At 66.5% G+C, this 26542-nt stretch carries 29 protein-coding genes; 15 read left to right on the top strand and 14 right to left on the bottom strand.

Annotated elements, in window-relative coordinates; genetic code table 11:
* Nucleotides 1-16: 16 nt before the first annotated feature.
* The 6 genes from AC07TU_RS12170 to serS are packed head-to-tail and all read right to left on the bottom strand — an operon-like array spanning nt 17 to nt 6320.
* On the bottom strand, nt 17-1072 hold the full coding sequence (locus AC07TU_RS12170) for an alpha/beta hydrolase (RefSeq protein ID WP_495188161.1): 1056 nt from the start codon (nt 1070-1072) through the stop codon (nt 17-19).
* A gap of 37 nt (nt 1073-1109) precedes the next feature.
* Complete coding sequence (locus AC07TU_RS12165) at nt 1110-2129, bottom strand: NADP-dependent oxidoreductase (protein ID WP_495188160.1); 1020 nt, start codon at nt 2127-2129, stop codon at nt 1110-1112.
* On the bottom strand, nt 2126-3151 hold the full coding sequence (locus AC07TU_RS12160) for a potassium channel family protein (protein ID WP_495188159.1): 1026 nt from the start codon (nt 3149-3151) through the stop codon (nt 2126-2128). The genes AC07TU_RS12165 and AC07TU_RS12160 overlap by 4 nt, the downstream gene beginning before the upstream one ends.
* A gap of 43 nt (nt 3152-3194) precedes the next feature.
* Complete coding sequence (locus AC07TU_RS12155) at nt 3195-4265, bottom strand: peptidoglycan DD-metalloendopeptidase family protein (protein ID WP_495188158.1); 1071 nt, start codon at nt 4263-4265, stop codon at nt 3195-3197.
* A 16-nt stretch (nt 4266-4281) separates the two neighbouring features.
* The gene (gene surE, locus AC07TU_RS12150; protein WP_495188157.1) at nt 4282-5046 is read right to left on the bottom strand and encodes a 5'/3'-nucleotidase SurE; all 765 of its coding nucleotides are present in this window, start codon (nt 5044-5046) and stop codon (nt 4282-4284) included.
* On the bottom strand, nt 5043-6320 hold the full coding sequence (serS, locus tag AC07TU_RS12145) for a serine--tRNA ligase (RefSeq protein WP_495188156.1): 1278 nt from the start codon (nt 6318-6320) through the stop codon (nt 5043-5045). The genes surE and serS overlap by 4 nt, the downstream gene beginning before the upstream one ends.
* Nucleotides 6321-6406: 86 nt before the next feature.
* Between serS and AC07TU_RS12140 the strand changes: the two genes are divergently transcribed.
* The 4 genes from AC07TU_RS12140 to AC07TU_RS12125 all read left to right on the top strand — a co-directional run bounded on the left by AC07TU_RS12140 (nt 6407) and on the right by AC07TU_RS12125 (nt 9167).
* Nucleotides 6407-6868 carry a host attachment family protein gene (locus tag AC07TU_RS12140; RefSeq protein WP_495188155.1) on the top strand — a complete coding sequence of 154 codons (462 nt, stop codon included), beginning with the start codon at nt 6407-6409 and terminating at the stop codon, nt 6866-6868.
* 46 nt (nt 6869-6914) lie between these two features.
* Complete coding sequence (locus AC07TU_RS12135) at nt 6915-7577, top strand: hypothetical protein (protein WP_495188154.1); 663 nt, start codon at nt 6915-6917, stop codon at nt 7575-7577.
* Between the two features lie 629 nt (nt 7578-8206).
* Nucleotides 8207-8671: an RNA polymerase-binding protein DksA gene (dksA, locus tag AC07TU_RS12130; RefSeq protein ID WP_495188153.1), complete on the top strand. Its 465-nt coding sequence runs from the start codon at nt 8207-8209 to the stop codon at nt 8669-8671.
* A gap of 94 nt (nt 8672-8765) precedes the next feature.
* Nucleotides 8766-9167, top strand: coding sequence for a PilZ domain-containing protein (locus tag AC07TU_RS12125; protein ID WP_495188152.1), 402 nt, complete (start codon nt 8766-8768; stop codon nt 9165-9167).
* Between the two features lie 103 nt (nt 9168-9270).
* Here the strand turns inward: AC07TU_RS12125 and AC07TU_RS12120 are convergent, their stop codons facing one another.
* A complete protein-coding gene (locus tag AC07TU_RS12120) occupies nt 9271-9426 on the bottom strand; it encodes a YdcH family protein (RefSeq protein ID WP_075152121.1) in 156 nt (51 codons plus the stop codon).
* Between the two features lie 151 nt (nt 9427-9577).
* On the opposite strand from AC07TU_RS12120, the gene AC07TU_RS12115 reads away from it, so the two are divergent.
* Together AC07TU_RS12115 and AC07TU_RS12110 are read left to right on the top strand one after the other, a co-directional pair.
* Nucleotides 9578-9775 carry a DUF465 domain-containing protein gene (locus tag AC07TU_RS12115; RefSeq protein ID WP_495188151.1) on the top strand — a complete coding sequence of 66 codons (198 nt, stop codon included), beginning with the start codon at nt 9578-9580 and terminating at the stop codon, nt 9773-9775.
* Between the two features lie 103 nt (nt 9776-9878).
* Nucleotides 9879-10343, top strand: a complete 465-nt coding sequence (locus AC07TU_RS12110) for a DUF1465 family protein (protein WP_495188150.1) — start codon at nt 9879-9881, stop codon at nt 10341-10343.
* Between the two features lie 3 nt (nt 10344-10346).
* On the opposite strand, the gene AC07TU_RS12105 is transcribed toward AC07TU_RS12110, so the two are convergent.
* The gene (locus AC07TU_RS12105; RefSeq protein WP_495188149.1) at nt 10347-11330 is read right to left on the bottom strand and encodes an NAD(P)H-dependent flavin oxidoreductase; all 984 of its coding nucleotides are present in this window, start codon (nt 11328-11330) and stop codon (nt 10347-10349) included.
* Between the two features lie 83 nt (nt 11331-11413).
* Entirely contained in the window at nt 11414-11938 is a 525-nt protein-coding gene (locus AC07TU_RS12100; protein ID WP_495188148.1) for a gamma carbonic anhydrase family protein, read from the bottom strand.
* A gap of 116 nt (nt 11939-12054) precedes the next feature.
* Here AC07TU_RS12100 and AC07TU_RS12095 point away from each other — a divergent pair, with 116 nt between their 5' ends.
* Nucleotides 12055-12321, top strand: coding sequence for a GlsB/YeaQ/YmgE family stress response membrane protein (locus AC07TU_RS12095; RefSeq protein ID WP_495188391.1), 267 nt, complete (start codon nt 12055-12057; stop codon nt 12319-12321).
* Between the two features lie 102 nt (nt 12322-12423).
* Here the strand turns inward: AC07TU_RS12095 and AC07TU_RS12090 are convergent, their stop codons facing one another.
* Nucleotides 12424-12648, bottom strand: a complete 225-nt coding sequence (locus tag AC07TU_RS12090) for a hypothetical protein (RefSeq protein WP_495188147.1) — start codon at nt 12646-12648, stop codon at nt 12424-12426.
* A gap of 202 nt (nt 12649-12850) precedes the next feature.
* On the opposite strand from AC07TU_RS12090, the gene AC07TU_RS12085 reads away from it, so the two are divergent.
* The 5 genes from AC07TU_RS12085 (at nt 12851) to AC07TU_RS12065 (ending at nt 18757) form a co-directional block, all read left to right on the top strand.
* Nucleotides 12851-13570: a CoA transferase subunit A gene (locus tag AC07TU_RS12085; protein ID WP_495188146.1), complete on the top strand. Its 720-nt coding sequence runs from the start codon at nt 12851-12853 to the stop codon at nt 13568-13570.
* The gene (locus AC07TU_RS12080) at nt 13567-14514 is read left to right on the top strand and encodes an HAD family acid phosphatase (protein ID WP_495188145.1); all 948 of its coding nucleotides are present in this window, start codon (nt 13567-13569) and stop codon (nt 14512-14514) included. The genes AC07TU_RS12085 and AC07TU_RS12080 overlap by 4 nt, the downstream gene beginning before the upstream one ends.
* Before the next feature lie 19 nt (nt 14515-14533).
* Nucleotides 14534-15184 (top strand): CoA transferase subunit B, encoded by a 651-nt coding sequence (locus AC07TU_RS12075; RefSeq protein WP_495188144.1) that lies wholly within the window; start codon nt 14534-14536, stop codon nt 15182-15184.
* Between the two features lie 91 nt (nt 15185-15275).
* Nucleotides 15276-16982 (top strand): Hsp70 family protein, encoded by a 1707-nt coding sequence (locus tag AC07TU_RS12070; protein ID WP_495188143.1) that lies wholly within the window; start codon nt 15276-15278, stop codon nt 16980-16982.
* A complete protein-coding gene (locus AC07TU_RS12065; protein ID WP_495188142.1) occupies nt 16979-18757 on the top strand; it encodes a hypothetical protein in 1779 nt (592 codons plus the stop codon). Before AC07TU_RS12070 ends, AC07TU_RS12065 begins: the two co-directional genes overlap by 4 nt.
* A gap of 51 nt (nt 18758-18808) precedes the next feature.
* Here the strand turns inward: AC07TU_RS12065 and AC07TU_RS12060 are convergent, their stop codons facing one another.
* Nucleotides 18809-20173, bottom strand: coding sequence for a class II 3-deoxy-7-phosphoheptulonate synthase (locus tag AC07TU_RS12060; RefSeq protein WP_495188390.1), 1365 nt, complete (start codon nt 20171-20173; stop codon nt 18809-18811).
* 331 nt (nt 20174-20504) lie between these two features.
* Here AC07TU_RS12060 and AC07TU_RS12055 point away from each other — a divergent pair, with 331 nt between their 5' ends.
* On the top strand, nt 20505-21149 hold the full coding sequence (locus tag AC07TU_RS12055; protein ID WP_495188141.1) for an HD domain-containing protein: 645 nt from the start codon (nt 20505-20507) through the stop codon (nt 21147-21149).
* 83 nt (nt 21150-21232) lie between these two features.
* Entirely contained in the window at nt 21233-21643 is a 411-nt protein-coding gene (locus AC07TU_RS12050) for a hypothetical protein (RefSeq protein ID WP_495188140.1), read from the top strand.
* A gap of 1 nt (nt 21644) precedes the next feature.
* Here the strand turns inward: AC07TU_RS12050 and trpE are convergent, their stop codons facing one another.
* The gene (gene trpE / locus AC07TU_RS12045) at nt 21645-23171 is read right to left on the bottom strand and encodes an anthranilate synthase component I (protein ID WP_495188139.1); all 1527 of its coding nucleotides are present in this window, start codon (nt 23169-23171) and stop codon (nt 21645-21647) included.
* Between the two features lie 5 nt (nt 23172-23176).
* A complete protein-coding gene (locus AC07TU_RS12040) occupies nt 23177-25150 on the bottom strand; it encodes a SurA N-terminal domain-containing protein (RefSeq protein ID WP_495188138.1) in 1974 nt (657 codons plus the stop codon).
* 134 nt (nt 25151-25284) lie between these two features.
* On the opposite strand from AC07TU_RS12040, the gene tpiA reads away from it, so the two are divergent.
* On the top strand, nt 25285-26031 hold the full coding sequence (tpiA, locus tag AC07TU_RS12035) for a triose-phosphate isomerase (RefSeq protein WP_495188137.1): 747 nt from the start codon (nt 25285-25287) through the stop codon (nt 26029-26031).
* A 39-nt stretch (nt 26032-26070) separates the two neighbouring features.
* Here tpiA and AC07TU_RS12030 read toward each other — a convergent pair whose 3' ends face one another.
* Nucleotides 26071-26499, bottom strand: coding sequence for a hypothetical protein (locus tag AC07TU_RS12030; protein ID WP_495188136.1), 429 nt, complete (start codon nt 26497-26499; stop codon nt 26071-26073).
* Nucleotides 26500-26542 lie beyond the last annotated feature (43 nt).

Here is a 26542-nt window from a genome sequence, read left to right as displayed (position 1 = left end):
CTCCGCGGCGACAGGCCTAGCCGCCCTGAAAGACCAGGTGCGTGCGGAAGAAGGGCAGCATGTCGGAATAGACCCGGCCCTGTCTGCCCCAATGCCGTTCGCCCCAGCCGCCGCGATATTCCTCGGCCTCATACGGGACGCGATACTCGTCGAGGGTGCGGGTGAAGGCCTGAAGCGAGACGATGTGATCGGGATTGGCATCGCCGCGTGCCCAATCGAACTTGAGGCCGCGCAGGCGCCTCAGATTATCGGCATAGCGCCCGACCTGCCGATCGAGGAAGAAATTGTCCTGCAAGCGCTGGGTCAGCGCGGGATCGACCTGCAGCTGACCGCCGGCCATCGCCGCCGGCGGCGCGAAGAACAGCGGCGGACGATCGGGTGCGGGCAGATGCGCCTGAAAGATCGAGGTGAAGATCTGCGAGAAAGGGTCGGCGCGCAGATCGTCGAGCGACTTTGCATCGGCGAGCAGCGTCCAGTTCGGCCGCGAGAACATCGTCTGCACGCCCTGGCCAATGCCGATCGGGTGCAGGGCATAGACCGAGCCGAAGGTGCCGGGATAGCGCATGCCGAAGCGGATCGCGCCATAGCCGCCCATCCGATCGCCCGCGATGCCGCGCGACTCCGGCCGGGCGAGGGTGCGGAAGTTGGCGTCGATATGGGGTACCAGTTCGCGCACCATGAAATCCTCCCAATTGCCGGTGGCGGGAGAGTTGACGAACCACGATCCACCCGCGGGTGTGGTGAAATCGGCGGTCACGACGATGACGTCGCCGATCACCCCCTCCGCGATCGCCGCGTCGAACAGCTTCGCGGCATCATTGTTGGCGAAAGGCGCGGTCTGGTCCTCGAAGAAGTTCGAGAGGAAGTAGATCACCGGGAAGCGGCGGCTGCGGTCGGCATAGCCGGCGGGAAGGTAGACCGAAATCTTGCGGACCGGGTCTATCCCGATCCGGCTCTGGGCGAAGGCGGCGGAACGGATCTGTCCGGAAACCAGCTGACTGGCAGCGGCCGTGGCGGGAGTCGAGATCAGGGCTGCGATCAGCCCGAGGCCTGCCAGCAGAAGTCGTCGCATTCCGATCCGCTCCTTCCATGCCTGAGATATCGTGCCGTCAGTCTTCCATTCGAACCACCACCTTGCCCTTGGCCCGCCCGGACTCGAGATAGGCGAAGGCGTCGCCGATCTGGTCGAAGGGGAAAACGCGGTCGATGACCGGTTCGAGCATGCCCTGCTCGATCAACTGGCCGAGCTCGGCGAGTTCGCTGCCGCTCGGGTGCATGAACAGGAAGCGGTAGCGGGCGCCATGCTTCCGGGCCTGCGCGCGCAGACGATAGCTGGCGAGCCAGAACAGCGCCGCGAGGGCCGGGCCGCGGTCCAGATCCTTGAGCGCGGTCTGTGGTTCGGGCAGCGCGGCGACCGAGACGATTGTCGCACCGGGCTTGACCACGCCAAATGACTTGATGAGCGTCTCGCCGCCGAGCAGGTCGAACACGCCGTCCATGTCGCGGACATGATCGGTGAAGTCCTGTGTCGTATAGTCGATCACGACATCCGCGCCGAGCCGCTCGACCAGCGCGCGGCCGCGTGGGGAGGCGGTGGTGGTGACTTCGGCACCGAGCCATTTGGCGATCTGGATCGCAAAGGTGCCGACGCCGCCTGCCCCGCCGGGAATGAAGACGCGGCTGCCGGGCTTGAGATGGAGTTCGTCGCGCAGTGCCTGGAGCGCGGTGAGACCAGCGAGGGGGACGCCCGCGGCGGTTTCGAAATCGAGCGCGGCGGGCATCGCTGCCACGACGGTCTCGGGCAGGACGGCATAACCGGCAAAGGCGCCCATCGACCCCTTGGGCACGCGCGCGAAGATGCGATCGCCGGCCGAGAAGCGGGTCACGCCCGCGCCCACCGCTTCGACCACCCCGGCCAGTTCGTTGCCCATCACCGCGGGGAGGGCGTAGCGCTGAATGACCTTGAGCTTGCCTTCGCGCGTCTTGAAATCGACCGGGTTGAGACCGGCGGCGTGGACGCGGATGAGCAATTCCCCTGCGCCGGGAGCGGGACGGGGAACGGTGCGAAGCACTGCAACCTCAGGGCCGCCATAGCGGGTGAGGAGCAGCGCGCGCATCTGGTTGGTCATGCCGCGGCCTTGCCGCCGGTGCGAACCACCTCGACGATCATGTCACCCGGTTGCAGCGCCTTCGCTTCGTCGGTGAAATAGCCGAATGGCGCGCCACCGCGGTAGAGGCGAAGGCCGATGCCGGTGGCGATGCCGGCCAGCGGAATGCCGATCTCTTCGGGTTTCACGGCGCGTTCGCTTAGTGCGACCGGTCCTTCGATCGAGGCAAGGTCCATCATATAGTCGGCGACATGCTGGCTCTTGCACGCGCTGGCGAGGAGCAGGCCGGCGAAGCTGACGGGGTTGATGACCGTCGTGGCGCCCGCGGCCCTTGCGGGGAGCTCATTGTCCTCCGCCTTCACCACCGTGCTGATCTTGAGATCGGGGGCGAGGTGGCGTGCGGTGAGGGTGATGAGTACCGAGGTGTCGTCGCGTCCCGCGCTGACGATCATCGACTGCGCTCTCACGATCTTGACGTCTTCCAGCGTCGCATCGCGCGTCGCATCGCCCTGAAGGATGATGCAGCCGACGTCGCGTGCGCGGTCGAGTGCCTGCGTGTTGCCGTCGATCACGACGATCTGGCCGGGATCGGTGCCGCGCGCGATCAGTTCGTCCACCGCCTCCGACCCGGTGGTGCCGAAGCCCGCGACGATGATGTGGTTGTGGAGGTTCCGTTGGATCAGGGCCATGCGCCACCTATCCCATGTACGCTTGAGGACGAAATTATAGGCGGTGCCGATGAACAGCAGCACCGCGAAGACGCGGATCGGCGTCACCACCAGCGCGTCGAACAGGCGCGCCCGCTCGGTGACCGGGGCGATGTCGCCATAGCCGGTCGTGGTGATCGAGATCATCGTGAAATAGACGATATCGACGAAGCTGATGTGCCCGTCATAATTGTCGCGCAGCCCTTCCCGGTCGAACCAGTGGACGCCGATAGCGAGCGCGAGCAGGCCGAGCACCGCGAGGACGCGCCAGGTGATCGAGACCCAGACGGGAAGGGTCGATTTGCGCTTGAGCGTGGCGTGGGGAAGGAAGCGCATGCGCGGCGGAGCTTAGCTGCTATCGCCGCGCAATCAATGCGCCCTAGGGCCGCGCCGGAAGCCTTGGGAGCGGGTCGACCGGGGTGCGGCCCTGACGCATCTCGAAATGGAGCTGGGCCCGATTGGCGCCGCTGTCGCCCGAGAGTGCGATCATCTGCCCGCGCTTCACGCTCTGGCCGCGCTGGACGAGCAACTGCCCGGCATGGCCATAGACGGTGGTCCAGCCGCCGCCATGCTGAAGGATGACGAGACCGCCCAGCGAAGGGATGTCGCTGCCGACATAGGCGACGGTGCCGTCCGCCGAGGCGAGGATCGGGGTGTCGAGCGGCACCGCGATCTTGAGGCCGTCGCTGCGCTCGCCGCTTGCGACCGGGCCGAAGCGGCGGATGACGTTGCCGCGGACCGGCCACTGGAACTGGCCCTTGAGCGCTGCCGGCGGCGCGACCGCTGCGGTGGGCGGGAGGACGCGGGCCGAGGAAGCGGTCGGCCGGGTCGGGCGTGCCCGCTCGGGGATCGCCGGCTGACTGCCGGTGACGATATCGTCGATGTCGAGGCGGAAGGCGGCGGCGCGCTCCTCGCGCGTCCGCGGGCGTTCGGCGCCGGGGATGAGGACGCGCTGGCCGGTGCGCAGGATATAGGGTTCGGCCAGATCGTTGGCGGTGACGACTTGTCCCCATTCGACGCCATAGGCGCGGGCGATGGCGATGCCCGTCTCCCCGTCGCGGACGAGGTGGTAGCGGCCGCCGGGGATCGACAGGCGCTGGCCGGCGCGGATCACGAATGGACGCTCGAGATCGTTGGCGCGCGCAATGGCTTCGGAGCCTGCGCCGGTCTTGTTGGCGATTCCGCGCAGCGTGTCGCCGGGCTGGACGGTGTAGGTCGAGGCGGAGATCGTGCGCGCATCGGCGGTGACGGGACGCGCTTCCCAGGCGGGCGGCGGCGCGGGGAGGGCGGTGACATCCTCCCTCCGCGGCGCACGCGTCGGATCCTGCGGCTCGTCATCGGCATAGCTGCGCGCGGGCGGCGGGCCGCTGCCCGCCGGGATGCATGCGGAAACAAGCGGCAACAATGCCGCCACGATCACGCCCCGATACCAGGCCCCCCGGCCAACCATCACCTGCCCCCCGGCACTAACGAAATATATCGGTAACCATATCAAGGGATTCGCGGTGCGTCATGTCCAGATGTAGCGGCGTGACGGTGATGTAACCCATTTCGATCGCCTCGAGATCGGTGTTCGCGGCGGGCGTATGGTCGATCCGGCCGAGGCCGAACCAATAATAGTCGAAGCCGCGCGGATCGGTCCGCTTGTCCAGCTTCATCCGGCCATAGTCGCGCAGGCCCTGATTCACCGCCTTGATTCCCTTGACCTCGCTCGCAGCGACCGGCGGGAAGTTGACGTTCATGAGGGTGCGCGGCGCCCATTGCGCATCAAGCAACGGGCGCAGCACACGCTCGCCCCATTGCTCGGCAGCCTCGAAGCTGACGCGCTCGCCTGGTGCAGGCGCGGCATAGCGCTGGCTGAGTGCGATCGAGCGGATGCCTGCGAGCGCGCCTTCCATCGCGGCGGAGACGGTGCCGGAATAGCTGACGTCCTCACCCAGATTGGCGCCGCGATTGACGCCGGAGAGGATGAGGTCGGGCGGCGACTCCTTCATGATCTCGGCCAGCGCCATCATCACTGCATCGGTCGGCGTACCGGTGACCGCGAAGCGGTGCTCGCCGAAGCGGCGCAGGCGGACGGGCTCGGTCAGCGAGAGCGAACGGCCCTTGCCCGACTGTTCCTCGAGCGGGGCGACGATGGTGATGTCGTCCGACAAGGTACGGGCGATACGCTCAAGCACTTCGAGCCCGCGGGCGTGGACGCCGTCGTCGTTGGTGAGGAGAATCCTCACGCGGCGGGTTCCAGCCGGTTGATCCCGCGCAGATAGGGTTTGAGCGCTTCCGGCACCGCGACCGATCCGTCCTCCTGCTGGTAATTCTCCAGCACTGCCACCAGCGTGCGGCCGACCGCGAGGCCCGAGCCGTTGAGCGTGTGGACGAAGGCGGGCTTGCCATCGGCGTTGCGATAGCGCGCATTCATGCGGCGCGCCTGGAAGTCGCCGCAGGTCGAGCAGGACGAGATTTCGCGATAGCGGCCCTGGCCGGGCAGCCACACTTCGAGATCGTAGGTCCGCGTGGCAGAGAAGCCCATGTCTCCGGCGCACAGCTTCATGCGGCGGAAGGGCAGACCGAGCGCGATCAAGATGCCCTCCGCACAGGCGGTCATCCGCTCATGCTCGGCTTCGGAGTCGTCGGGCGTGACGATCGAGACCATCTCGACCTTGTCGAACTGGTGCTGGCGGATATAGCCGCGCGTGTCGCGGCCAGCGGCCCCCGCTTCCGAGCGGAAACAGGGGGTAAGCGCGGTGAAGCGCAGCGGCAGCGTGTCGGCGGACAGAATCTGTTCGCGCACGATGTTGGTCAGGCTGACTTCCGCGGTGGGGATCAGCCAGCGGCCGTCGGTGGTCTGGAAGCTGTCCTCGGCAAACTTGGGCAACTGGCCGGTGCCGAACATCGCGTCCGGACGGACAAGGATCGGCGGATTCACCTCTTCATAGCCATGCTCGCCGGTCAGCGTGTCGAGCATGAACTGGCCGAGCGCGCGGGCGAGCTTTGCGGCATGGCCGCGCACCAGCGTGAAGCGGGCGCCTGCAAGCGATGCGCCGGTCTCGAAATCGAGCCCGAGTGCGGGGCCGAATGCGTCATGCTCCTTCGGTTCGAAGGCGAAGACGGGCTGCGTGCCAATCATATGGACGAGCACATTGTCCTCCTCGTCCACCCCGTCAGGGACGTCGGCGGCCGGGAGATTCGGGATGGCGGAGAGGGCGGTCTTGAGCGCCTCGTCCGCCTCGGCCTGATCGGCGTTGAGCTGTTCCAGCTCATCCTTGAGCGCGCCGACTTCGGCCATCAGCGCCTGGGCGCGATCCTCGTCCTTCGCCGCCTTCGCCTGTCCGACCTGTTTCGACAGGTCGTTGCGGCGGGCCTGCACCTCCTGCTGGCGGGTGGTGAGTGCGCGGCGCGACTCGTCGAGCGCGATCAGGCCGGCAGCGAGCGGTTCGGCACCACGGCGGAGCAATGCCGCGTCAAAGGCTTCGGGATTTTCGCGGATCAGGCGGATGTCATGCATGGGGCAGGGCTATGGCGGGGGGCGATGACTCGCGCAACCCGCGACGCACTGCGCGCGTTCACCTGCAACCAACAAGGAGATGAGCGATGCAGGTTCCGCACAACGCCTTTGTCGTGGTCGCCGACGGCCGCAAGATGCTGTTCCTCAGGAACGAAGGCGATGCAACGCACCCTAATCTTCAGGTGGAACACAAACGCGTCCAGGACAATCCGGCGACGCACGAGCAGGCGGCCGACCTGTCGGGCCGGGCGCAGTCGACACGGATGGAAGGCGGAACCTTCGCTTCAGGCGGCGGGACGATGGAGAATGCCGATTTCCACCAGATCGAGGAGGACCGGTTCGCGGCGGAGGCGGCGGAACTGCTCAACCGGCGCGCGCTGGAGAATGATTTCGAGTCGCTGATCGTCGTGGCGCCGCCGCGCACGCTGGGTGAGCTGCGCAAGAACTACCATAAGGCGGTCGAGAATCGATTGGCGGGCGAGATCGACAAGGATCTCACCCGCCATACGATAGCCGAAATCGAGCAGGCGCTGATCGCCGCCGAGTAATCAGGCCGCCGCGTCGGCTTCCTTTGCCTTGCGGTTCTGGAAGCGCTTGCGCACGACCAGCGCCGCAGCGGCTGCGCCGAACAGGAGTACCATCGGCGGGGCAGGGACCGGATCTGGTCCGCCCGACGAGCCGGTGCTGCCGCTCGACGTGCTGGTCGAGGTCGAGGTGCTGGTCGACGAAGTGCTGCTCCAGCCGCTCGACGTGCTCCAGCCGCTCGAGGTCGAGGACGAAACGTCACCCGACGAGCTGGCCGAGGTGGAGGTCGAGGTCGAGACGTTGCCGCTCGACGAGGACGAGACGTCGCCCGAAGACGAGGCCGAGGTGGACGAGCCGCCCGACGCCGAGCTGGTCGAAGACCCGCCGGTCGAGGAGGTGCTGGTGCTCGAAACGCCGCCGGTCGAGGTCGAGGTCGATGAACCGCCCGAGCCACCCGAAGCCGATGAGGTCGAGCCACCCGAGGTGCTGGTCGATCCGCCGGACGAGGTGGACGAGATCACGATCCCGCCGCTGCCGCCCGAGCCGCCCGAACCGCCGAAGAAGCCGCCCGCGAAGAACCCGCCGCCAAAGCCGCCGCCAAAGCCGCCGCCGCCGATCGCGGCTCCACCGCCGCCACCGCCGCCACCGCCACCGATCGCCGGCATTTCGGCAAAGACCGGCGGAAGCGGCACGGGCGCGCCCTGCGGCGTGACCGTGATGACCTGCGGCTGACACTGCGCCGTGGTGGTGACGGTGCGCCGCACGATCCGCTTGCGGACGGCTGGGCGCTTCACGACGCGCTTCGTAATGACGCGCTTCGCCGCGACCGGCTGCTTCGACATGTAAGACCGCTCAGCGCGGGATTCGGCGACATGCACCGCACCGCCGCCGATCACGGCGCCGCCGCACGCACATGCGCACAATTTAGCCAAGGCCATCCGAACCGACATGATCGTTCTCTCTAATTTCCCCGGAGGCTGCGTGGATGCTGCGGACACAGCGCCTGTGCAGGCTCATGCACAGAAAGTGCAGAACAAACCATTAAGTGCAACGCCGTTAACCACAAATCGACATCAACTTGGGTCGTTTTGTCTCCTGCGATGGCGCGCGCTGTGGTTAATGTGCCACAGCGAGACAGCTCGCCATACCCGATCCGGTTATCGCTATCCGATGTGGTTAATGGGTGCCGCCGCACCCCGTGCGGTTCAGGCCCGTGCAATTTTCCACACATCAAGAACAGTTTGGCCCACAAATCTGTGGATTCGGACGCTTGTGGAGCAGGACGCACCTGCCTATAGCGCCGACGGGCAAAAGTCGGGTTTCGATCGGGGCAACCGCTGAAACCCGGTGTGGAGAGTGGCATGGCGACCGTTTACGAGCACCGCGACGAACCCGAAAAAGCGCCGCCGGCTGCGAATGATCTTCCGGACGGCTATCGGCCAAGCCCCGAAGAAGCCTTCATGAATCCGCGGCAGCTGCAATATTTCCGCGAGAAGCTGCTGGCTTGGAAGGATGCGATCCATCGTGAGGCGGCGGGTACGCTGTCGCAGCTTCAGGTCGATTCGCTGCGGGAGGCCGATCTGACCGATCGCGCGTCGAGCGAGACCGACTGGTCGATCGAACTGCGCACCCGCGACCGGCAGCGCAAGCTGATCGCGAAGATCGATGCGGCGCTGCGCCGGATCGACGATGGCGAATATGGCTATTGCGAAGTGACGGGCGAACCCATCAGCCTGGGCAGGTTGGAGGCGCGTCCGATCGCGACGATGACCGTCGAGGCGCAGGAGCGTCATGAGCGCAACGAAAAGGTTTCGCGCGACGAATAGCGCCGGATCGGACGTGGCTACTCATTTCGATTAACGCTTTGGATAGCGATTCCTGTTCTAATTCGCGCATGAAAGCGGATTTGCAGAACGGCATATGGACCAGTTTCCGACCGATCCCCTGAACGCAAATTTGAGCGACGATCCGTCGCACCAGCGCTCTGCGGCGCGTGACAGCCTGTTGCTGTCGGCGCAGCTGCGAGTCGAGGGTGAGGCGGAGACGACGGTCCGTGTCCGCAACCTTTCGGCGGGCGGCCTGATGGCTGAGTATGCGCAGCCGGTCGAGGTCGGAACCGCGGTCGAGGTCGATGTGCGCGGCGTGGGCTGGGTCGGCGGACGGATCGCGTGGAAGGCGGAAGGCCGGGTGGGCATCGCGTTCGACCGTGAGATCGATCCGATGGCGGCCCGCAAACCTGTCGGCACCGGCACGCATACGCCACGCTATGCCAAGGCGTCGGAGACCGCTCCGCGGCCCGCGCGGCCGCTCTTCAAACCCTGACTGGATCTTGGATCCTGGTGCGCGCCCGTCCGCGGATGGCAGGGGCTGCGCGCGAATGCGGCGCCACCCCGGCAGTTCAGCCAGGGTGACACCAAGCCACGCATCACATGTGCGTGATTTCTTCCTTTACCCTCAGTTTCTGGCGCTTCAGATCGGCGATGATCATCTGATCGGGCATCGGCCGTTGCGACTCGGCGCTGATCTTGCGATCGAGAGTCGCGTGCTTGGCCGTAAGTGCCGAGAGATGCGCATTCTGCATGGAAGCTATCCTCCTGCTCGTGGGTTGCGAGGATCACGGAGTAAATCACGATTCGCAGCGCTTGTCGCCCCTTGCGAATCGCTGCATCGACAGGGCAACGGCTTCATGCGGCGGGCCGAAGCTCGTGCCGCTTTGCGGGGTGCATAAACGGATGGAAGATACCGAGATTCTGCGCCGCCTCGAGCTGCTTCGGGTTGAGCATCGCGACCTTGATGCGGCGATCGCGGCGCTCTCTGCCGCGAGCGCGCCCGACCAGCTCCAGGTCGCACGGCTCAAGAAGCGCAAATTGCGCCTGCGCGACGAGATTGCGATGCTCGAGGACGGGCTGATCCCCGACATCATCGCATGAGCCCCCGTCGCGCATCGCTTTGGGACATGAGATCGCTTTGGGACATGGGATTGCGAAGATTGGCTATTTCGCTCTCTGATCCTTTGTGTCAGCGTTGCCTGTGATGAGCAAAGGCGACGCAACATCACGGATTCACCGGCGGCTGATCGACTCGCTCTATACCGAGTCGATGGTGCTGGCGGATGAGGCGCGCGCCTATTTCGACGAGATGGGGCGGAGTGAGCGCGATACGCTCGACGCGATGACGCGCGTCGTCTTCTCCTGCGAGTCGCTCAAGGTCACGACGCGCCTGATGCATGTGATCGCATGGCTGCTGACCCAGCGCGCGGTCGATGCCGGCGAACTTCCCATGGGTGACGCGATGGATCCGTCGCGCCGGCTGGGCACGGCGCCGGAAACCGATGCGGCCTCGTTCGCCGCGATGCCTCTCGCTGCGCAGGGGCTGATCGCGGCGAGCCAGGATCTCTACCGGCGAGTCGCGCGGATCGACGTTACGGAGAGCGAAGAGGCGCCGGTACCGGTCAGCCCCGCGCGGCGGATGCTCGACCGGCTTGCCCACGCTTTCTAGGCGTCAGGCGCTCCAGCCACCCTGCGAGAGGCCGGCGACCCGCGCACGGGCTGCGCGATATTCGCTGTCGAGGCGATCGACATAGTCGGCGACCGGCGTCACGGCATGGACGGCGCCGATACCCTGACCCGAACCCCAGATGTCGCGCCACGCCTTTGCCTTGGAATTGCCGCCCGATCCGAAGTTCATCTTGCTCGGATCGCTTTCGGGCAGATTGTCCGGGTCGAGCCCGGCACCCTCGATCGAGGCGCGCAGATAATTGCCGTGCACCCCGGTGAAGAGGCTGGTGTAGACGATGTCGGACGCGGTCCCCTCGACGATGCCGTTCTTGTAGCTGGCTTCGGCGTTGGCTTCCGCCGTCGCGATGAAGGGCGATCCGATATAGGCGAGATCCGCGCCCATCGCCTGCGCGGCGAGGATCGCGCCGCCATTGGCGATCGAGCCGGAGAGGATGATCGGCCCGTCGAACCATGCACGGGTTTCCTGCACGAAGGCGAAGGGGCTGAGCTGGCCGGCATGGCCGCCCGCGCCGGTGCAGACGAGGATCAGGCCGTCGGCGCCCTTCTCGATCGCCTTGTGCGCGAACCGGTCGTTGATGACGTCGTGCAGCGTGATGCCGCCCCAACTGTGCACGGCCTGGTTCAGCGCTTCCTGCGCGCCGAGCGAGGTGATCACGATCGGCACCTGCCATTTGCCGCAGGTGGCGAGATCGGCCTCGAGCCGGTCGTTCGAGCGGTGGACGATCTGGTTGACTGCGAACGGCGCGGCCGGCCGGCCGGGATTGTCGCGGTTCCAGGCCGCCAGTTCCTCGGTGATCTGGTGGAGCCATTCGTCGAGCTGGCTCTGCGGCCGCGCGTTGAGCGCCGGGAAGGAGCCGACGATCCCAGCCTTGCACTGGGCGATGACCAGTTCCGGGCCGGAGACGATGAAGAGCGGCGACCCGATAACGGGCAGGCGCAGGCGATCGAACAGAGCGGGTAGGGCCATTTGCGTTTCATACCCGAACTGAATTTCCTGTCCAGCGGGCGCGGGAAGATGGGAATGGATTCCATACCCGATCTTTGAAAAGGCTAATCGATGCGGGTCAGACCCGTGCTGAATCGGCGCTGGCGATCGGCATAGCTGTGTGCGGAGATGAGCAAAGCCGCGCGCGCCGTAGCGTCAAGTTCCCGCACCGCCCGCGCGGGGCTGCCGACGATCAGGCAGCCCGGGGGGAATTCCTTTCCTTCAGTCACCAGCGCACCCGCACCGATCAGGCAGTCGTCGCCGATCACGGCGCGGTTGAGGACGATCGCGCCCATGCCGACAAGGACGCGATTCCCCAGTGTGCAGCCGTGCAGGATCGCATGGTGGCCGACGGTGCAATCGGCGCCGACGGTCAGGGGGATGCCGGGGTCCGAATGCAGCATCGCACCTTCCTGCACATTGCTGCGCTCGCCGATGATGATCGGGGTGTTATCCGCGCGGATCACTGCGCCGAACCACAGGCTTGCCCCGTCCGCCAGCTGCGCGTCGCCGATCACATCGGCGCTGGGCGCGACCCAGGCGCCAGGGTGGATAGACGGCGCTTTGCCTTCAAACGCGTACAGGGCCATCGCTGCGTCTCCTCGTCCTCGTGGGAATCTTTTTCGCGGGCGGAACGTCCCGCCGTTTCAACCGTATATCCGCATGACTCGGCACTGCCGAGCCGGATTGCAGGAGACGGCAGATGATGAATCTCATCGTACTTCTCGTCGTGGGTGGTGTGCTGGGCTGGCTCGCCAGCATCGTGATGCGCACCGACGCCCAGCAGGGTATCTTTCTGAACATCGTGGTGGGGATCGTGGGCGCGGTGCTCGCGGGTCTGATCATCACGCCGCTGATCGGCGGTACGACGATCACGCAGGAGTTCAGCCTGACGTCGTTGCTGGTCTCGTTCCTCGGCGCAGTCGTTCTGCTCGGAATCGTGAACCTGGTGCGGCGCGGTTCCGTGCGCTGACCCGGGCAAAACCTTCCCAAGCACCTGGGCGGCTTCGGCCGCCCTTTCTTTTGGCCGCGCGGCCTCGGCCGCCTGGTTCTTCTTGCCGGGTTCTCTTGTGCGTCAGCGAAGGGCGAGGTGCGCGAGTTCGGGGACATCCATGCCGAGCGCCAGCGCCAGCGCGACGCCGCCAAGCAGCACCGCGAGCGTCGACGACATCGAGAACAGGCCCCAGCCGACCGCGGTCACCATGGCCGGATTGGGGCGCTCAAGACGGCGATTCTGCTCGGCCGACACAAGGACGAAGGCCGTCAGCAGCCCGTACAGGAAAACCGTGAATTCGATCATTGCGCTGACCCGCCCCGAAATGCGGCGCAGAAACTAGGGCGGAAAGATTGACGCTTCAATTTCGGCTCGTCGCAACTTTGCTGCATTGCAGCGCAGTTTCGCTGCTCGCAACTCAAGTTGAAACCCGATTCGGCTTTGCTTGACCGGCACCGGATCGCACGCCTATCGCGCACGCAAACGCACACAGGAGAGAATCGCCGCGATGAAGAAGCTCTATCCCAGTGCCGAGGCCGCGCTCGAAGGCCTGCTCCAAGATGGTATGACGATCTGCGCGGGCGGGTTCGGGCTGTGCGGCATCCCGGAGCGGCTGATCGACGCGATTCAGGCTTCGGGGGTCAGGGATCTCACCATCGCGTCGAACAATGCCGGGATCGACAATGAGGGCCTGGGCAAGCTGCTGCGCAGCCGCCAAGTGAAGAAGATGATCTCCTCGTACGTCGGTGAGAACAAGGAATTCGAGCGGCAGTATCTGGCGGGCGAGCTGGAAGTGGAATTCTGTCCGCAGGGCACGCTTGCCGAGCGCTGCCGCGCGGGCGGAGCGGGTATTCCCGGCTTCTACACCAAGACCGGCGTCGGCACGAAGGTGGCCGAGGGCAAGGAAGTGAAGCTGTTCGACGGCCAGGAATATATCCTGGAACGTGGCATCCGCGCAGACCTTGCGATCATCAAGGGCTGGAAGGCGGACGAAGCGGGGAACCTGATCTTCCGCAAGACCGCGCGCAACTTCAACCAGCCGATGGCGACCGCGGCGAACATCTGCGTCGCGGAGGTCGAGGAGGTGGTGCCGGTCGGCAGCCTCGACCCTGATGCGATCCACTTGCCCGGCATCTATGTGAAGCGGATGATCGTCGGCGCGCCTTACGACAAGAAGATCGAATTCCGGACGACACGGGCGCGGCCGGAAGGCGTCGGCGCGGCGTGAACCGGTTGCGCGCCGCGGTCGCGCTGACGCTGTTGCCGGTGATGGCAGGCGGCTGCGTGGCGGCGGCGATCCCGGTCGTCGCAGGCGGGCTGATCGCGCGCGACCAGCTTCCCGGTCGCGACAAGGCCCGCCGCGAGAAGAAGGGCGATCCGGAGCGGAAGGCGGCGATCCCGGCTCCCGTGCCGCAGAAAACCGAAGCAGGGCAGGTCGCGATCACGGCGATTGACGGACGCGCGGTGATCCAGCCCGGCTTGCGGGTGTTGCCGCCGCCGGGCGCTGCGGGCGAAGCCGCGGCGTACAGCCTGCAAGCCTATCAGGCATTGTGGAATCACCTTGCCGCGCAGGCGGAGCGCCGCCGCCGGGGCGAGGCGCTGCAGTCCGTGGTGCTGGCACCGGGAGCCACGCTTGATGCGCCGGGTTATGCGGCCTGCGGCAGCAAGCCGCTCGCCGTCGTGTTCGATCTGGACGAGAGCGAGGACAAGGCGGCCGATCCCGATGCGCGCTGGCGGCGCTGGAAGGGCGACGGCAGCGATACGGTCACGGCAACCCCGGGGGCGGTGGAGGGCATCGATGCCGCGCGGCGCGAGGGAATCGCGGTGATCTTTACCACGCGGCGCTCGCCCGAAAGCGCGCCTGGCGTCACAGGGCTGCTCGACCAGCTGGGCTTTGGCCGGTTCGAGCCCGGCCGTACGCTGATCCTGGCTGGCGGGGCGGACGCGGCCAAGGGCGACGAGCAGGTGCGCCAGGTCATTGCCGCCGGCTATTGCGTGGTCGCGCTGGTCGGCGACTCGCTCAACGATTTCAGCAGCTTGTTCGAGGCGACGAACGACGCGGGCAAGCGTCAGACTGCGGCGACCGAAACGATGGTCGCGCCGCTATGGGGGGCGGGCTGGTTCATCCTGCCCAACCCTGTGCGCAGCGTCGCGGCACCCCAAAACCAGTGATTTCCGACGGAGAGACATGATGCCCTGGACTCGTGATGAAATGGCCGCACGCGCTGCGAAGGAACTGCGCGACGGCTTCTACGTGAATCTGGGCATCGGCATCCCGACCCTGGTCGCCAACCATATCCCGGAAGGGGTCGAGGTGACGCTCCAGTCCGAGAACGGAATGCTCGGCATCGGTCCGTTTCCCTATGAGGGCGAAGAAGACCCCGACCTGATCAACGCGGGCAAGCAGACGATCAGCGAGCTGCCCCAGTCGGTCTATTTCAGCAGCGCCGACAGCTTCGCGATGATCCGCGGCGGGCATATCGACCTCACCGTGCTGGGCGCGATGGAAGTCGCGTCGAATGGCGACATCGCCAACTGGATGATCCCGGGCAAGATGATCAAGGGCATGGGCGGCGCAATGGACCTGGTCGCCGGCGTCAAGAAGATCATCGTGGTGATGGAGCATAACGCCAAGGACGGGACGCCCAAATTCATCCCCGATTGCACGCTGCCGCTCACCGGCAAGAACGTGGTCGACATGATCATCACCGACCTGGCGGTGTTTCAGCGCGCCGATCACAATTCGCCCTTCCGTCTGATCGAGCTCGCCCCTGGGGTGACTGAAGAGGAGGTCGCTGCGAAGACCACGGCGAAGTACGAGGTGGCGCTGGCAGTCGCCTGATCCGCGCCGGCGCGGCAATTTGGCCCTTGCCGGAAACGGTACCGAAACGATAGCTCCATGGCGCGCGGAGGTTTCGCGCGGGGGGCTTTGAATGATTATCGGTATCGACCTCGGCACGACCAACAGCGCCGCCGCGATCTGGCGCGACGGACAGGCCGTGCTGATTCCCAATTCGGTTGGGGATTTCTTGACTCCCTCAGCTGTCAGCGTGGTGGAGGACGGTGCGATCCTGGTCGGGATCGCGGCGCGCGATCGGCAATCGACACACCCACAACTCAGCGCGACCGCCTTCAAGCGCTATATGGGCACGCGTCAGGTGACCAGGATGGGCAAGGCCAGCTTCTCGGCCGAGGACCTGTCCGCGCTGGTGCTGACCAGCCTGAAGGCGGATGCCGAGGCGTTCCTGGGTGAGCCGGTGACCGGCGCGGTGATCACCGTCCCTGCCTATTTCAACGACCGCCAGCGCAAGGCGACCCGTCGCGCGGGTGAACTGGCCGGGCTTGAGGTCAAGCGGTTGCTGAATGAGCCGACCGCGGCGGCGTTGGCGTTCGGGATTCAGGACAGCGAGGAGCGTGAGCCGTTCCTGGTGTTCGACCTGGGCGGCGGTACGTTCGACGTGTCGATTGTCGAAGTCTTTGACGGGGTGGTTGAGGTCCGGGCGTCGGCCGGCGACAATCGGCTGGGCGGCGAGGACTTCAACGACGCGATCACCGCGATCGCGCGCGGGCGCCTGGACATGGCGGCGATGGGCGCGCTTTCACCGCCGGCCTTGCTCCACGAAATCATGCGCGCAGCTGCGGAGCGCACGCGCCGTGCGCTGACTACGAGCGAGACGGCGCCGTTCACGGTGACCCTTGGCGACGCGCAGTTCGGGACCGGGATCAGCGCCTCCGAGTTTGAGACACAGGCACGCTCGCTGCTCGAGCGGTTGCGTGATCCCGTGCTGCGGTCGTTGCGTGAGAGCGACATCCGCGTCGATGCGTTGAGTGAGGTCGTGCTGGTCGGCGGCGCGACGCGGATGCCGGCAGTGCGGAAGGCGATCACCCGTATGTTCGGGCGCTTCCCCAACTCGACGGTGCATCCCGATCATGCGGTCGCGTTGGGCGCGGCGGTCCAGGCGGCGCTGATCGGGCGCGACGCGGGGCTGGAAGAGATCCGGTTGACCGATGTCTGTCCCTTCTCGCTTGGCGTCGACACTACCGAGCGCGATGCGCGCGGCGTGCTGCATGCCGGACTCTTCTCCCCGGTGATCGAGCGCAACACGCCGATCCCTGCCAGCCGGATCAGCTATTTCAGGACGCTGTCGGACAATCAGCGCGAGGTGCATTTCGGGATCTACCAGGGCGAGGCGCGCGAGGTTTCGAGCAATATCAAGCTCGGCCAGCTGGTCGTTCCAGTGCCTCCGCGACCAGCGGGGCAAGTGGGGGTCGAATGCCGGTTCAGCTATGATTCGAGCGGTCTGCTGGAAGTCGATGTGACGGTCCCGGAGACCGGAGTGACGCGCAACATGGTGATCATCGACGAGGCGGACGCGATGTCGGAACAAGAGCTTGCGAGCCGGCGCGATGCGCTGGCCGCGCTCAAATTCCACCCGCGCGACGACAATGACAATGCCGCGCTGATGGCGCGCGCGGCGCGATGCTACGAGAGCTTCATCGGTGCCCATCGTGAACAGATCGGACAGGGGATTCTGCTGTTTCAGTCGGCGCTCGACCGGCAGGAGCCGCGGGGCATCAAGCTTGCCTATGAGGAACTGACCGGACTGCTCGACGCGCTGGAAGGCGAGCGGTTCCTGTGAAGGCGCCCGATGTCTGGTCAATCCTCGGTATCGACGAGACCGGGGACACGCGCGCGATCCGCCGCGCCTACGCAGCCCAGCTCAAGGCGATCGATATCGATGCGGATCCGGAGCATTATGCGGCGCTGCGAACCGCACGCGAGGAAGCGTTGCGCCGCGCTGCAGAAGGGATCGTGCCGGTCGATCCTCGTGACGCGCGATGGCATGATCCTTTGCCGGAGGACAGCGGCGCGAGCGGGGAAGAGCAGGGGTTGCGGCTCACGGTCTCTCCCTTCCTGCCGGCGACGCTCGACACCGCGCTGGCGGCTGCTGCGACGATCCCTGCAGTCCCCGCGGCAGACGCCCGACGGTACAAGGTCGAGACGGGGGTAGTTGAACTCGCTGCGGCGGCCGATGCAGTCGCGGTCACGCTGCCTTTCACGCCGGCCTGCGCGTTCCGGCCTCCAGAGATCGATACGGCGGGTACCGGCACGATCACCGCCTTCGACCAGCCGCACGACGATGGCGAACAGTATAACGGCATTCTCGCGATCCTGTTTCGGGATGGCAAGCGGCGTGAGGACATGCCGTCGCCCGAAGAGGAAGCGGCGTTGCTCGCGCATTTCAGGGCGATCACGCACGGCGCGCGGATCGGCGAGATGGCCTATTTCGCGGAGGCGGAGCGCTGGTTCGGCGATATCGTCGCGCATGGTGCGCCCGCGTCCAACTGCCTGATGGCGCCGGCGGCGGACTTTTTCCGCTGGCGCGAACGCGCGGGGGAACTGGCCGAGGCCGATACGGTGGCGTTCATCAACCGCCGACTGAAGGTGTTCGAGTTTGTCGAGCAGGTAAGCCGCAAGGATCATGTCTGGCACCGGGCATGGCGTGAGTTGACGGCCTATGCACATGAGCGTTCGAACCGGAGCTGGAACGTCAAACGGCGGCATGTTCGCGAGCTGCTCGAAGCGGTGCGCCGCGATTGCCCGGACGTCGAAGACTATTTCGACGGGACCCGCGTCGCGCTGTGGGAGAATTCGGCAGGGTCATTCAACATACCGTTGGGCTATCTTGTCTTTCCGGGAATGGTGCTGCTTGCCCTGCTTGGGCGTTGCTCGGAGATGGAAGCCGAGCGCAACCGGCGGATCGATGCGCCCGTGCAGCTCTCGGCGCCGTGGATGGCGGATGGCGTCGATCAGCGAGCAGGTATCGACCGGGTGCTGCGCGCGATCGGCTATGAGAAGCTGAACCTTGCGCTGATCGAGAGCCGGAATCCCGAACTGGCGAGCATGCTGAGAAGCAACTGGAATCTCGCCCGGGACAGCGCTGGCGGGATGGCCGAATTCCCGGAACGCTTGCGCACGGCTCTGAACGACCGGAGCCGGCTCGTGATACGGAACGCGCCCTATCGTATCATCGCCGCGTTCAAACGGAACGAGCTGGAGCGGGCCGAGCTGTATCGGCTCAAGAGCACGGTCTATTGCGACGACCTGTTCACGCTTGGCCAGCGGCGCCCGCTGCCGGGAACGGAGGCAATCGACAAGCGCCAGGCCGCCCTGATCGAGGACATGCTGCTCGAGACGACCGACCTCAACCAGTCGTCGTCACGGACCTTTGTCATCCCGGAGCCGGTATTCCAGACGATCCTCCGTAACACGGGGCTGAGCGCTGCGCGCGCGCAGGAGGCATTGGACGGAAAGGCAGATGCGACCGATCGCTGCGACGTGCGGATCGCGCTGTTCAAGGCGGTGCTCGCTTTGCCGCCCGACCAGGGCCTGGCTCTGCTCCGTGTGATCTGATGCGACGGCCTGGCCATCCGCGAGGAGCGGATGGCCAGATGAAGGACGGTGTCAGGCCGCCTTGCGCCGCTCCGCCATCTCCTCGTTGAGCATTTCGGCCAGCAGGAATGCCAGTTCGAGGCTCTGGCCCGCGTTGAGGCGCGGGTCGCAATGGGTGTGGTAGCGATCGGCCAGATCGTGCTCGCTGACATCGATCATGCCGCCGGTGCACTCGGTGACGTTCTGGCCGGTCATCTCGGCATGGATGCCGCCGGCATAGGTGCCCTCGGCGCGGTGCACAGCGAAGAAGCCGCGGACCTCGGCCAGGATTCGTTCGAACGGGCGCGTCTTGTAGCCGTTCGCTGCCTTGACGACGTTGCCGTGCATCGGGTCGCAGCTCCACACCACCGGATGCCCCTCACGCTTCACCGCGCGGACGAGCTTGGGCAGGCCGTCCTCGATCTTGTCGTGGCCATAGCGGGTGATGAGCGTGAGGCGGCCCGGCGTGCGCGCGGGATTGAGCGTATCGAGCAGGCGCAGCAGCGCGTCCGGCTCGAGGCTCGGGCCGCATTTCATGCCGATCGGGTTGCCGATGCCGCGCAGGAATTCGACATGCGCCGATCCGTCGAACCGCGTGCGGTCGCCGATCCACAGCATGTGTGCGCTGGTGTCGTACCAGTCGCCGGTGAGCGAATCCTGCCGGGTCAGCGCCTGCTCATAGGGAAGCAGCAGCGCTTCGTGGCTGGTGTAGAAATCGGTGCCCTTGAGCTGGGGGACGCTGTCGGCATCGATCCCGCAGGCCTGCATGAAGTCCAGCGCCTCGCCGATGCGGTCGGCGACGTCGGCGAACTTGGCGCTCCACGGGCTCTTGCCCATGAAATCGAGCGTCCATTTGTGGACCTGGTGCAGGTTCGCGTAGCCGCCGCTGGCGAAGGCGCGCAGCAGGTTGAGCGTCGCGGCTGACTGGCTGTAGCCCTGGATCATCCGCTGCGGATCGGGGATGCGGCTTTCGGGCGTGAAGGCGATGTCGTTGACATTGTCGCCGCGGTAGCTGGGCAGCTCGACGCCATTGATCGTCTCGGTATCGGCCGAGCGCGGCTTGGCGAACTGGCCGGCCATGCGGCCGACCTTCACCGTCGGCAGCTTCGAGGCGAAGGTCAGCACCACCGCCATCTGGAGGATGACGCGGAAGGTGTCGCGGATGTTGTTGGGGTGGAACTCTGCGAAGCTCTCGGCGCAATCGCCGCCCTGAAGCAGGAAGGCCTCGCCGCGCGCGACCTTGGCCAGTTCCTGGGTAAGCGCACGCGCCTCACCGGCGAAGACGAGCGGCGGGAAGCTCGAAAGCTGCGTGGTCGCGGCATCGAGCGCGGCGGCATCGGGGTAAATCGGGAGCTGGCGCGCTTCGGCCGATTTCCAGCTGTCGGGGGTCCATCCCATGGCCTGCTCCAAATTGCGGACATGGACGTACCAGTCCTGATGATGCGCGATGCCGTTGGCGGCGATCTGGTTGAGCACGGCGGGCGAGGCGCGCTTGCCATCCTCTTCCCAGCCCTGAACGGTGGAACCGGGCGTGTCGAACCACGCACCGAAAGCGGCACGGGACAGAGAGCGTTCTTCGCGGAAGCGGCGGATTTTCGAACCAGCTAGAGTCGTCATAGTGCGAGCGCCTTACCCCCGCCGGGTAAATGGGCGCAAGCGATAAATTCACCCATATGGGGTAAATCGACTTTCGCTCGCTGGCGGCGCATGGATCGGCTAGATCAACGCAATGGATGCCGAGCAGGTCCGGGTAGCGGTTAGCGACATGCCGGCACTATTGCGCGCGGTGGTGGTCGAACGGTTTTCGGCCTCCGGCCTAGCCTATCACAATGCAACGCACATCGCGCACATGCTGGATGGGCTGGAGCGCTGGTTTGCGGCGGACCTGACTTCGCGGGACGCGCGAATCCTGCGCTACGCGATCTGGCTGCACGATCTGTTCTACGACGTCGAAGTGCCGGACAACGAGCGGCGCAGCGCGGATATCGGGCTGGCATTGCTGCGCTGGCCCGACGATGAGCGGCGCGATCTTGAGGCATGCATCATGGCGACCAAGGGGCATGCGGCCGGGGAAGGGCTGCCGGCGCTGATGGTCGACCTGGATCTCGCTATCCTTGCCGAGGACCGCGAACGCTATCGCGGCTACGCGCTCGCCATCCGGGACGAGTATCGGCGCTTTCCCGATGCCGCCTATCGCGCGGGGCGGATCCGCGTGCTGACCGCGTTGACGGCTGTGCCCTTGCTGGCGCGACTGTCACAGGCGATGGGCCTTTCCGAAACGGCCCTGGAGGATCGAGCGCGCGCAAACATGGTATGGGAGATCGAGCGGCTGTCGGGCGGGGCCGCTACGGTCGAGGCTGCGCTGGAACGATGATGTGAGGCGATTGGCCTTAATCCTGCCGTTCAGCGTTCCTACATCCGGGGTGCCGGAAGCCGGCGGGTGAAGGAAGGTGCGTAGTGATCCGATTGCTGATGCTGGCGGCGCTCGCCGCGACTCCCGTGATGGCGCAGGAAGCCGACGACGACAACGCACCGCCGCAGCGGGTGCGCAGCGTGCTGCTGTACGGCGACGATCAATGCCCCAAACCCGCCAGCGAGGACGAAGTCGTCATCTGCTCCAAGGTCGGCGAATCACCCTATCGCATCCCCAAATCGCTTCGAAAGAGCGAGCCGACGCCGGCGAGCACGAGTTGGACGCGGCGTGCCGAACTGGTTGACGAAGTGAACCGTCAGGTACTTCCGGGAAGCTGCTCGCCGATCGGCAGCTATGGCCATACCGGCTGCACGATCCAGATGCTGCAGAACTGGCGTGCCGAACGCGCGGCGCAAAAGGCCGAGCAAGCCGCGATCCCGGGCGGGGAAGAGTAAGCTACTGCCCGAAGCCGGGTTCGCTGGCGCGCGCGACGGCTTCGCGAGCGGCGGCGAACAGGGCACCGGCCTTGGCCTCGCACTCGCGCTGTTCATAGGTTGCGTCGCTGTCGGCGACGATCCCCGCACCGGCGGTGACGTGCATCGTTCCGTCCTTCAGGATCGCGGTCCGCAGCACGATGCAGCTGTCCATCGATCCATCAGGCGAAAAATAGCCGACGCCGCCCGCATAGGGGCCGCGCTGCTCGCGCTCGAGTTCGGCGATGATCTCGCACGCGCGGACCTTGGGCGCGCCGCTGACGGTGCCTGCCGGGAAGCCCGCGAACAGCGCGTCGAGCGCGTCGGCGTCGGAGCGCAGCTTGCCGACCACGTTCGACACGATGTGCATGACGTGGCTGTAGAATTCGACCGTGTAGCTGTCGGTGACCCTGACCGTGCCGGCCTGTGCGACGCGGCCGGTATCGTTACGGCCAAGGTCGAGCAGCATGAGATGCTCGGCGCGCTCCTTGGGATCGGCGAGCAGGCTGGTCCGGTTGGCCTCGTCCTCCGCCGGCGTCTTGCCGCGCGGACGCGTGCCGGCGATCGGGCGGATCGTCACCTCGTCATCGCGGACTCGGACCAGGATTTCGGGGCTCGACCCGGTGAGCGCGAAGCCGGGCAGGTCGAGGAAATAGAGGAAGGGTGAGGGGTTCACCCGGCGCAGCGCGCGATAGAGCTCGATCGGCGGGAGCGCGAAGGGCGCGGTGAAGCGCTGCGCAAGGACCACCTGGAAGATGTCGCCCGCGGTGATGTACTCCTTCGCCCGCGCCACCATTGCGGCATAGTCGCCGTCCGCGAGCGTGGGCTGGGCGGTGATCTCGGTGGCGTCCGCGGCAATCTTGGGCGGGAGCGGCGCGGATGCGAGGCGCGCTGCAGTCGCGTCGATCCGCTCGGCTGTGTCAGCGAGCTGTGCTTCGGGATCGCGGCCAGAGCCGGGCCATACCGGCGCGACGAGGAAGAGCGAATCCGCCAGCCGGTCGAAGATCAGGATCACCGTGGGCCGCACGAAGATCATGTCGGGAAGGCCGAGCGCGTCTTCCGCGGCACGGGGCAGCGTTTCGACCAGCCCGATCGTCTCATAGCCGAAATAGCCGACCAGACAGGCGAGTGCGCGCGGGAGCTCGGCCGGCACATCCATCCGGCAGCTCTGGACGAGCGTGCGCAGCGCCTCGAGCGTCGGCTGACCCGCGGGCGCGAACGCCGCGCGATCGGTGAGCCAGTTGGGGTTGATCTCCGCCTGTTGTTCGTGAGCGCGGAAGACGAGGTCCGGGGCGAGGCCGATCAAGCTGTGACGGCCGCGGACGGCGCCGCCCTCGACCGATTCCAGCAGAAAATCGCCGCGACCCGGCTCGATCAGCTTGAGGGCAGCCGACACCGGCGTGTCGGTATCGGCGAGCTGCCGCCGCCACACCAGCGCAGGGCGACCCTGCGCAAGCGCTGCGCGAGCGGCATCAAGGCCCTCGACCCTCCCCTCGACTCCGGTCGTCATCGCGATCAGTTGCCGCCGGTCGACTGGCCGCCGAGCTGCGCCTTGATCCGCGCGATCGCGGCCTCGTCGCGCTTGACCCCGATCGACTTGCGCGCGGCAGCGACGAACTGCTCAAGATACTCGGCGCCGATCACCTGGGTCAGACCGCCGCGGGTCTGCGCGACGAGCGCCTTGTCGTTGCGCGCATCGCCCGGGGTGATCTCGTCGAGCCAGACCACCCAGTAGCCGCCGCCATTGGGGGCTTCGGTCATCTTGGCCTTCTTGGCGGCCATGCTGAACATCAGGCGCACGGGCGGCGGGATCTGCATCCCGGCCTGGGCAAGCTGGCCGCGTACGGCGTCGAGCGGCTGGAGTGCGGGCAGGACAAGGCCGGTCTTCTTCATCGCGTCGGCGATCGGCGTTCCTTTGCCCACGTCCGCGAGGATCGCCGTGGCGGCCTTGCGTGCCGCCTGAAGCTGGCGATCGCGGATGAAGCCGGCGGCGACCGCTTCGCGGATCTCGGCGAGCGGACGCGGGGCGGCGGCAATCACACGCTCCGGCTTGACCAGCGCGAAGCTGCCGTCCTGATCGATCGGGACGATCTGCGCATCGTCGCCGGTTTCCATCGCGAAGCCCGCCTTTGCGACCTGCGCGATCACCGGATCGGGCGGAGTCGGCGTGGCGGCCTCGGCGGCTTCCTGCGTCCGGCCGTCGCCGAAGACGGCCTGCGTGGTTTCTGCCTTGAGCTTGGCATCGGCAACCGCCTCATCGAAGGTGGCGTTGCCGGCGACCGCGGTATCGATCTGCCCGCGCAGGTTGGTCAGCGCCTCGACCTCCTTGCGCTGAGTGATCGCGGTGGCGAGTTCGCCGCGAACCTGGTCAAGGGTCTTGCCGGCAACTTGCTCGATCTTCTCGACGCGCACGATGTGCCAGCCGAGCGGCGAGCGCAGCGGGCCGATGAGGCCGCCCTGCGCCGCGGCGAAGGCGGCATTGGCGATCTCGGGGCTGCTCGCGCGGGCGAAGCTTTCCTTCTCCGCATTGTCGATGGTCGAGGGCTGGAGGCCCGCGCCCTGTGCCGCGGCAGCCAGGGTCGCGCCGCCCTTGATCTTCGCGGCGAGCGCGTTGGCGGTGTTCTGGTCCGCGACGATCACCTGGGCGAGCGTGCGCTTGGTGCTGGCCGCATATTGGGCGGCGTTCTGCTTATAGGCGGCAGCGATTTCCGCTTCGGTCGCCTTGGCGCCTTCCGCGAACTGCGCCGGGCGGACCAGCGCATAGCGGATCACGCGGCGCTCGGGCAGCGTGTAGCGCGTGCGGTTGCGGTTGTAGAAGGCGGTCAGCTCGGCATCGGTGGGCGGAGCGCCCTGAGCGATCGCGCTGACCGGGACATAGCCGACCGACCCCTTGCGGCGCTCCAGCAGCTGCGAGGCATAGGGCAAGGCGAGTTCGGTGGGGATATAGGTGGCGCCGCGGACGACGCCCACGGTCGGGCCGGCGACCCACTGGGCAAGCGTGCCCTGACGGATATCGTCGCGAATCTGATCCGCGGTGATGCCTTCGCGCGCCAGGATCTGTTCGAAATTGCGCTGGCTGAACTTGCCGGTCAGCGGATCGGCAAAGGCCGGAGCCGACGCGATCTCGCCGTCGATCGCGGCCTTGGACACCGCCATGCTGTGATCGCGGGCATATTCCTCGAGCACCATGCCGTTGACCATATCGTCGAGCACCTGATCGAACCCGCCCATCGCGACGAACTGGGTCATGTCGAGCGCCGGCTGCTGCTGGCGTGCGCGCTCGAGCGCATTCTTGAGCCGCTGCTGCAGCTCCTGCTCGGTGACCTTCTGATTGCCGACCTGAACCAGCGCGCCGCCCGAAGGCCCGCCGCCGCCGGAAAGGTTGGTGATGTCGCCCAGCGCGAAGGCTACCGCGATCACCACGAGCAGCAGAAGAGCGATGATCTTGCCCGTGGTCGAGAACAGGATGCGGCGGAGGAAGGTGAGCATGGAGACCCGATCAAAAGTGAAGGATGGTGCTTTAGGGGGGCAATGCGCAGCCATCAAGCTTGTGAAGCGTGTGGGGCACGCTTAGGGGCATTGTCCGAAAACGGACAAACCAGAAATCGACGAGAGGGAATTGGATGCGGCGCAAGCTGGTGGCGGGGAACTGGAAGATGCACGGCCTGATCGCGGCGCTGCCCGAGATCGAGGCGATCGCACAGGCGGCGGCGGTGACTCCCGGCGTCGATGTGGCGCTGTGCGTGCCGGCAACCTTGATCGCTCCGGCGGTGACGGTGGCGGCGCGGATGCCGATCGGCGGGCAGGATTGCCACGCGGCGGACCAGGGCGCGCACACCGGCTGCATCTCCGCCCCGATGCTGCTGGGCGCGGGCGCGGCGCTGACCATCGTCGGGCATAGCGAACGCCGCGCCGACCAGGGCGAGACCGACGCCGACGTCAAGGGCAAGGCTGAGGCCGCGCACCGCCATGGCCTGAAGGCGATCCTGTGCGTCGGCGAGACGCTGGCGCAGCGCGACGCGGGGCAGGCGGAGGCGGTGGTCACCGCGCAGCTCGCCGGATCGATGCCCGACGGCGCGGCGGCGGACTGGCTATCGATCGCGTACGAGCCGGTGTGGGCGATCGGGACGGGGCGGACGCCGACCGAGGCCGATGTCGCGGCGATGCACGGGGCGGTGCGCGCGAAGCTCGCCGAGCTGCTGGGCGCCGAGACCGCAGCGGCGATGCGGGTGCTGTACGGCGGATCGGTGAACGGGGCGAACGCGGCGTCGCTGCTGGGCTGCCCGGACGTGGACGGCGCGCTGGTGGGCGGAGCGAGCCTGACCGCCGAGAAGTTCGTGCCGATCATCGAGGCGGCGGCGGAGCTGTAAACCGCCTTACGAAGTTGACGAACTTACGCGGAACGCATTTTATTTTGTCAACTTCGCCGCCTTTGTCGGGGGCTGCGGACGATCGGCGAGGACCGCCATGGCGAGGCGAAGGTCGGGACGGTGGATCGTGCCGATCTGGCGGCCCTTGTAATAGCGCGGGATGGTGATGCCGTTGATCGCGCGATCCATCGCCAGTGCGAAGACGCGGTCGTAGCTCAGCGACATGGCGATGTCCCAGGCGGCGGCGAAGCTTTCCGCGCCGGGGCGTTCGCGCAGCTTGTAGAGCGACTGGCGGCTCATCCCGACCGCGCGGGTTGCGCGATGGACGGTGCCGGTGATCGCGAGCGCGGTGATGAAGTCGCGCTGTCGCTGGGGCGTCCAGCCATTATGGCGGTTGGAGGTGGGAACGGGCGTGAAGCCGAGCAACTCGGCTTCGTCCGTGGCGAGCAGGGTGCGTGAGTCGTCCATCCACCAGTCTATGGGCATAACCGGGGCGTGTAGGAAAGTTGTT

The organism is Sphingomonas sp. GW821-FHT03E12, assembly GCF_059420685.1.
The sequence above is the reverse complement of the archived record's forward strand: the minus strand, read 5'-3'. Positions and strand labels throughout refer to the sequence as shown.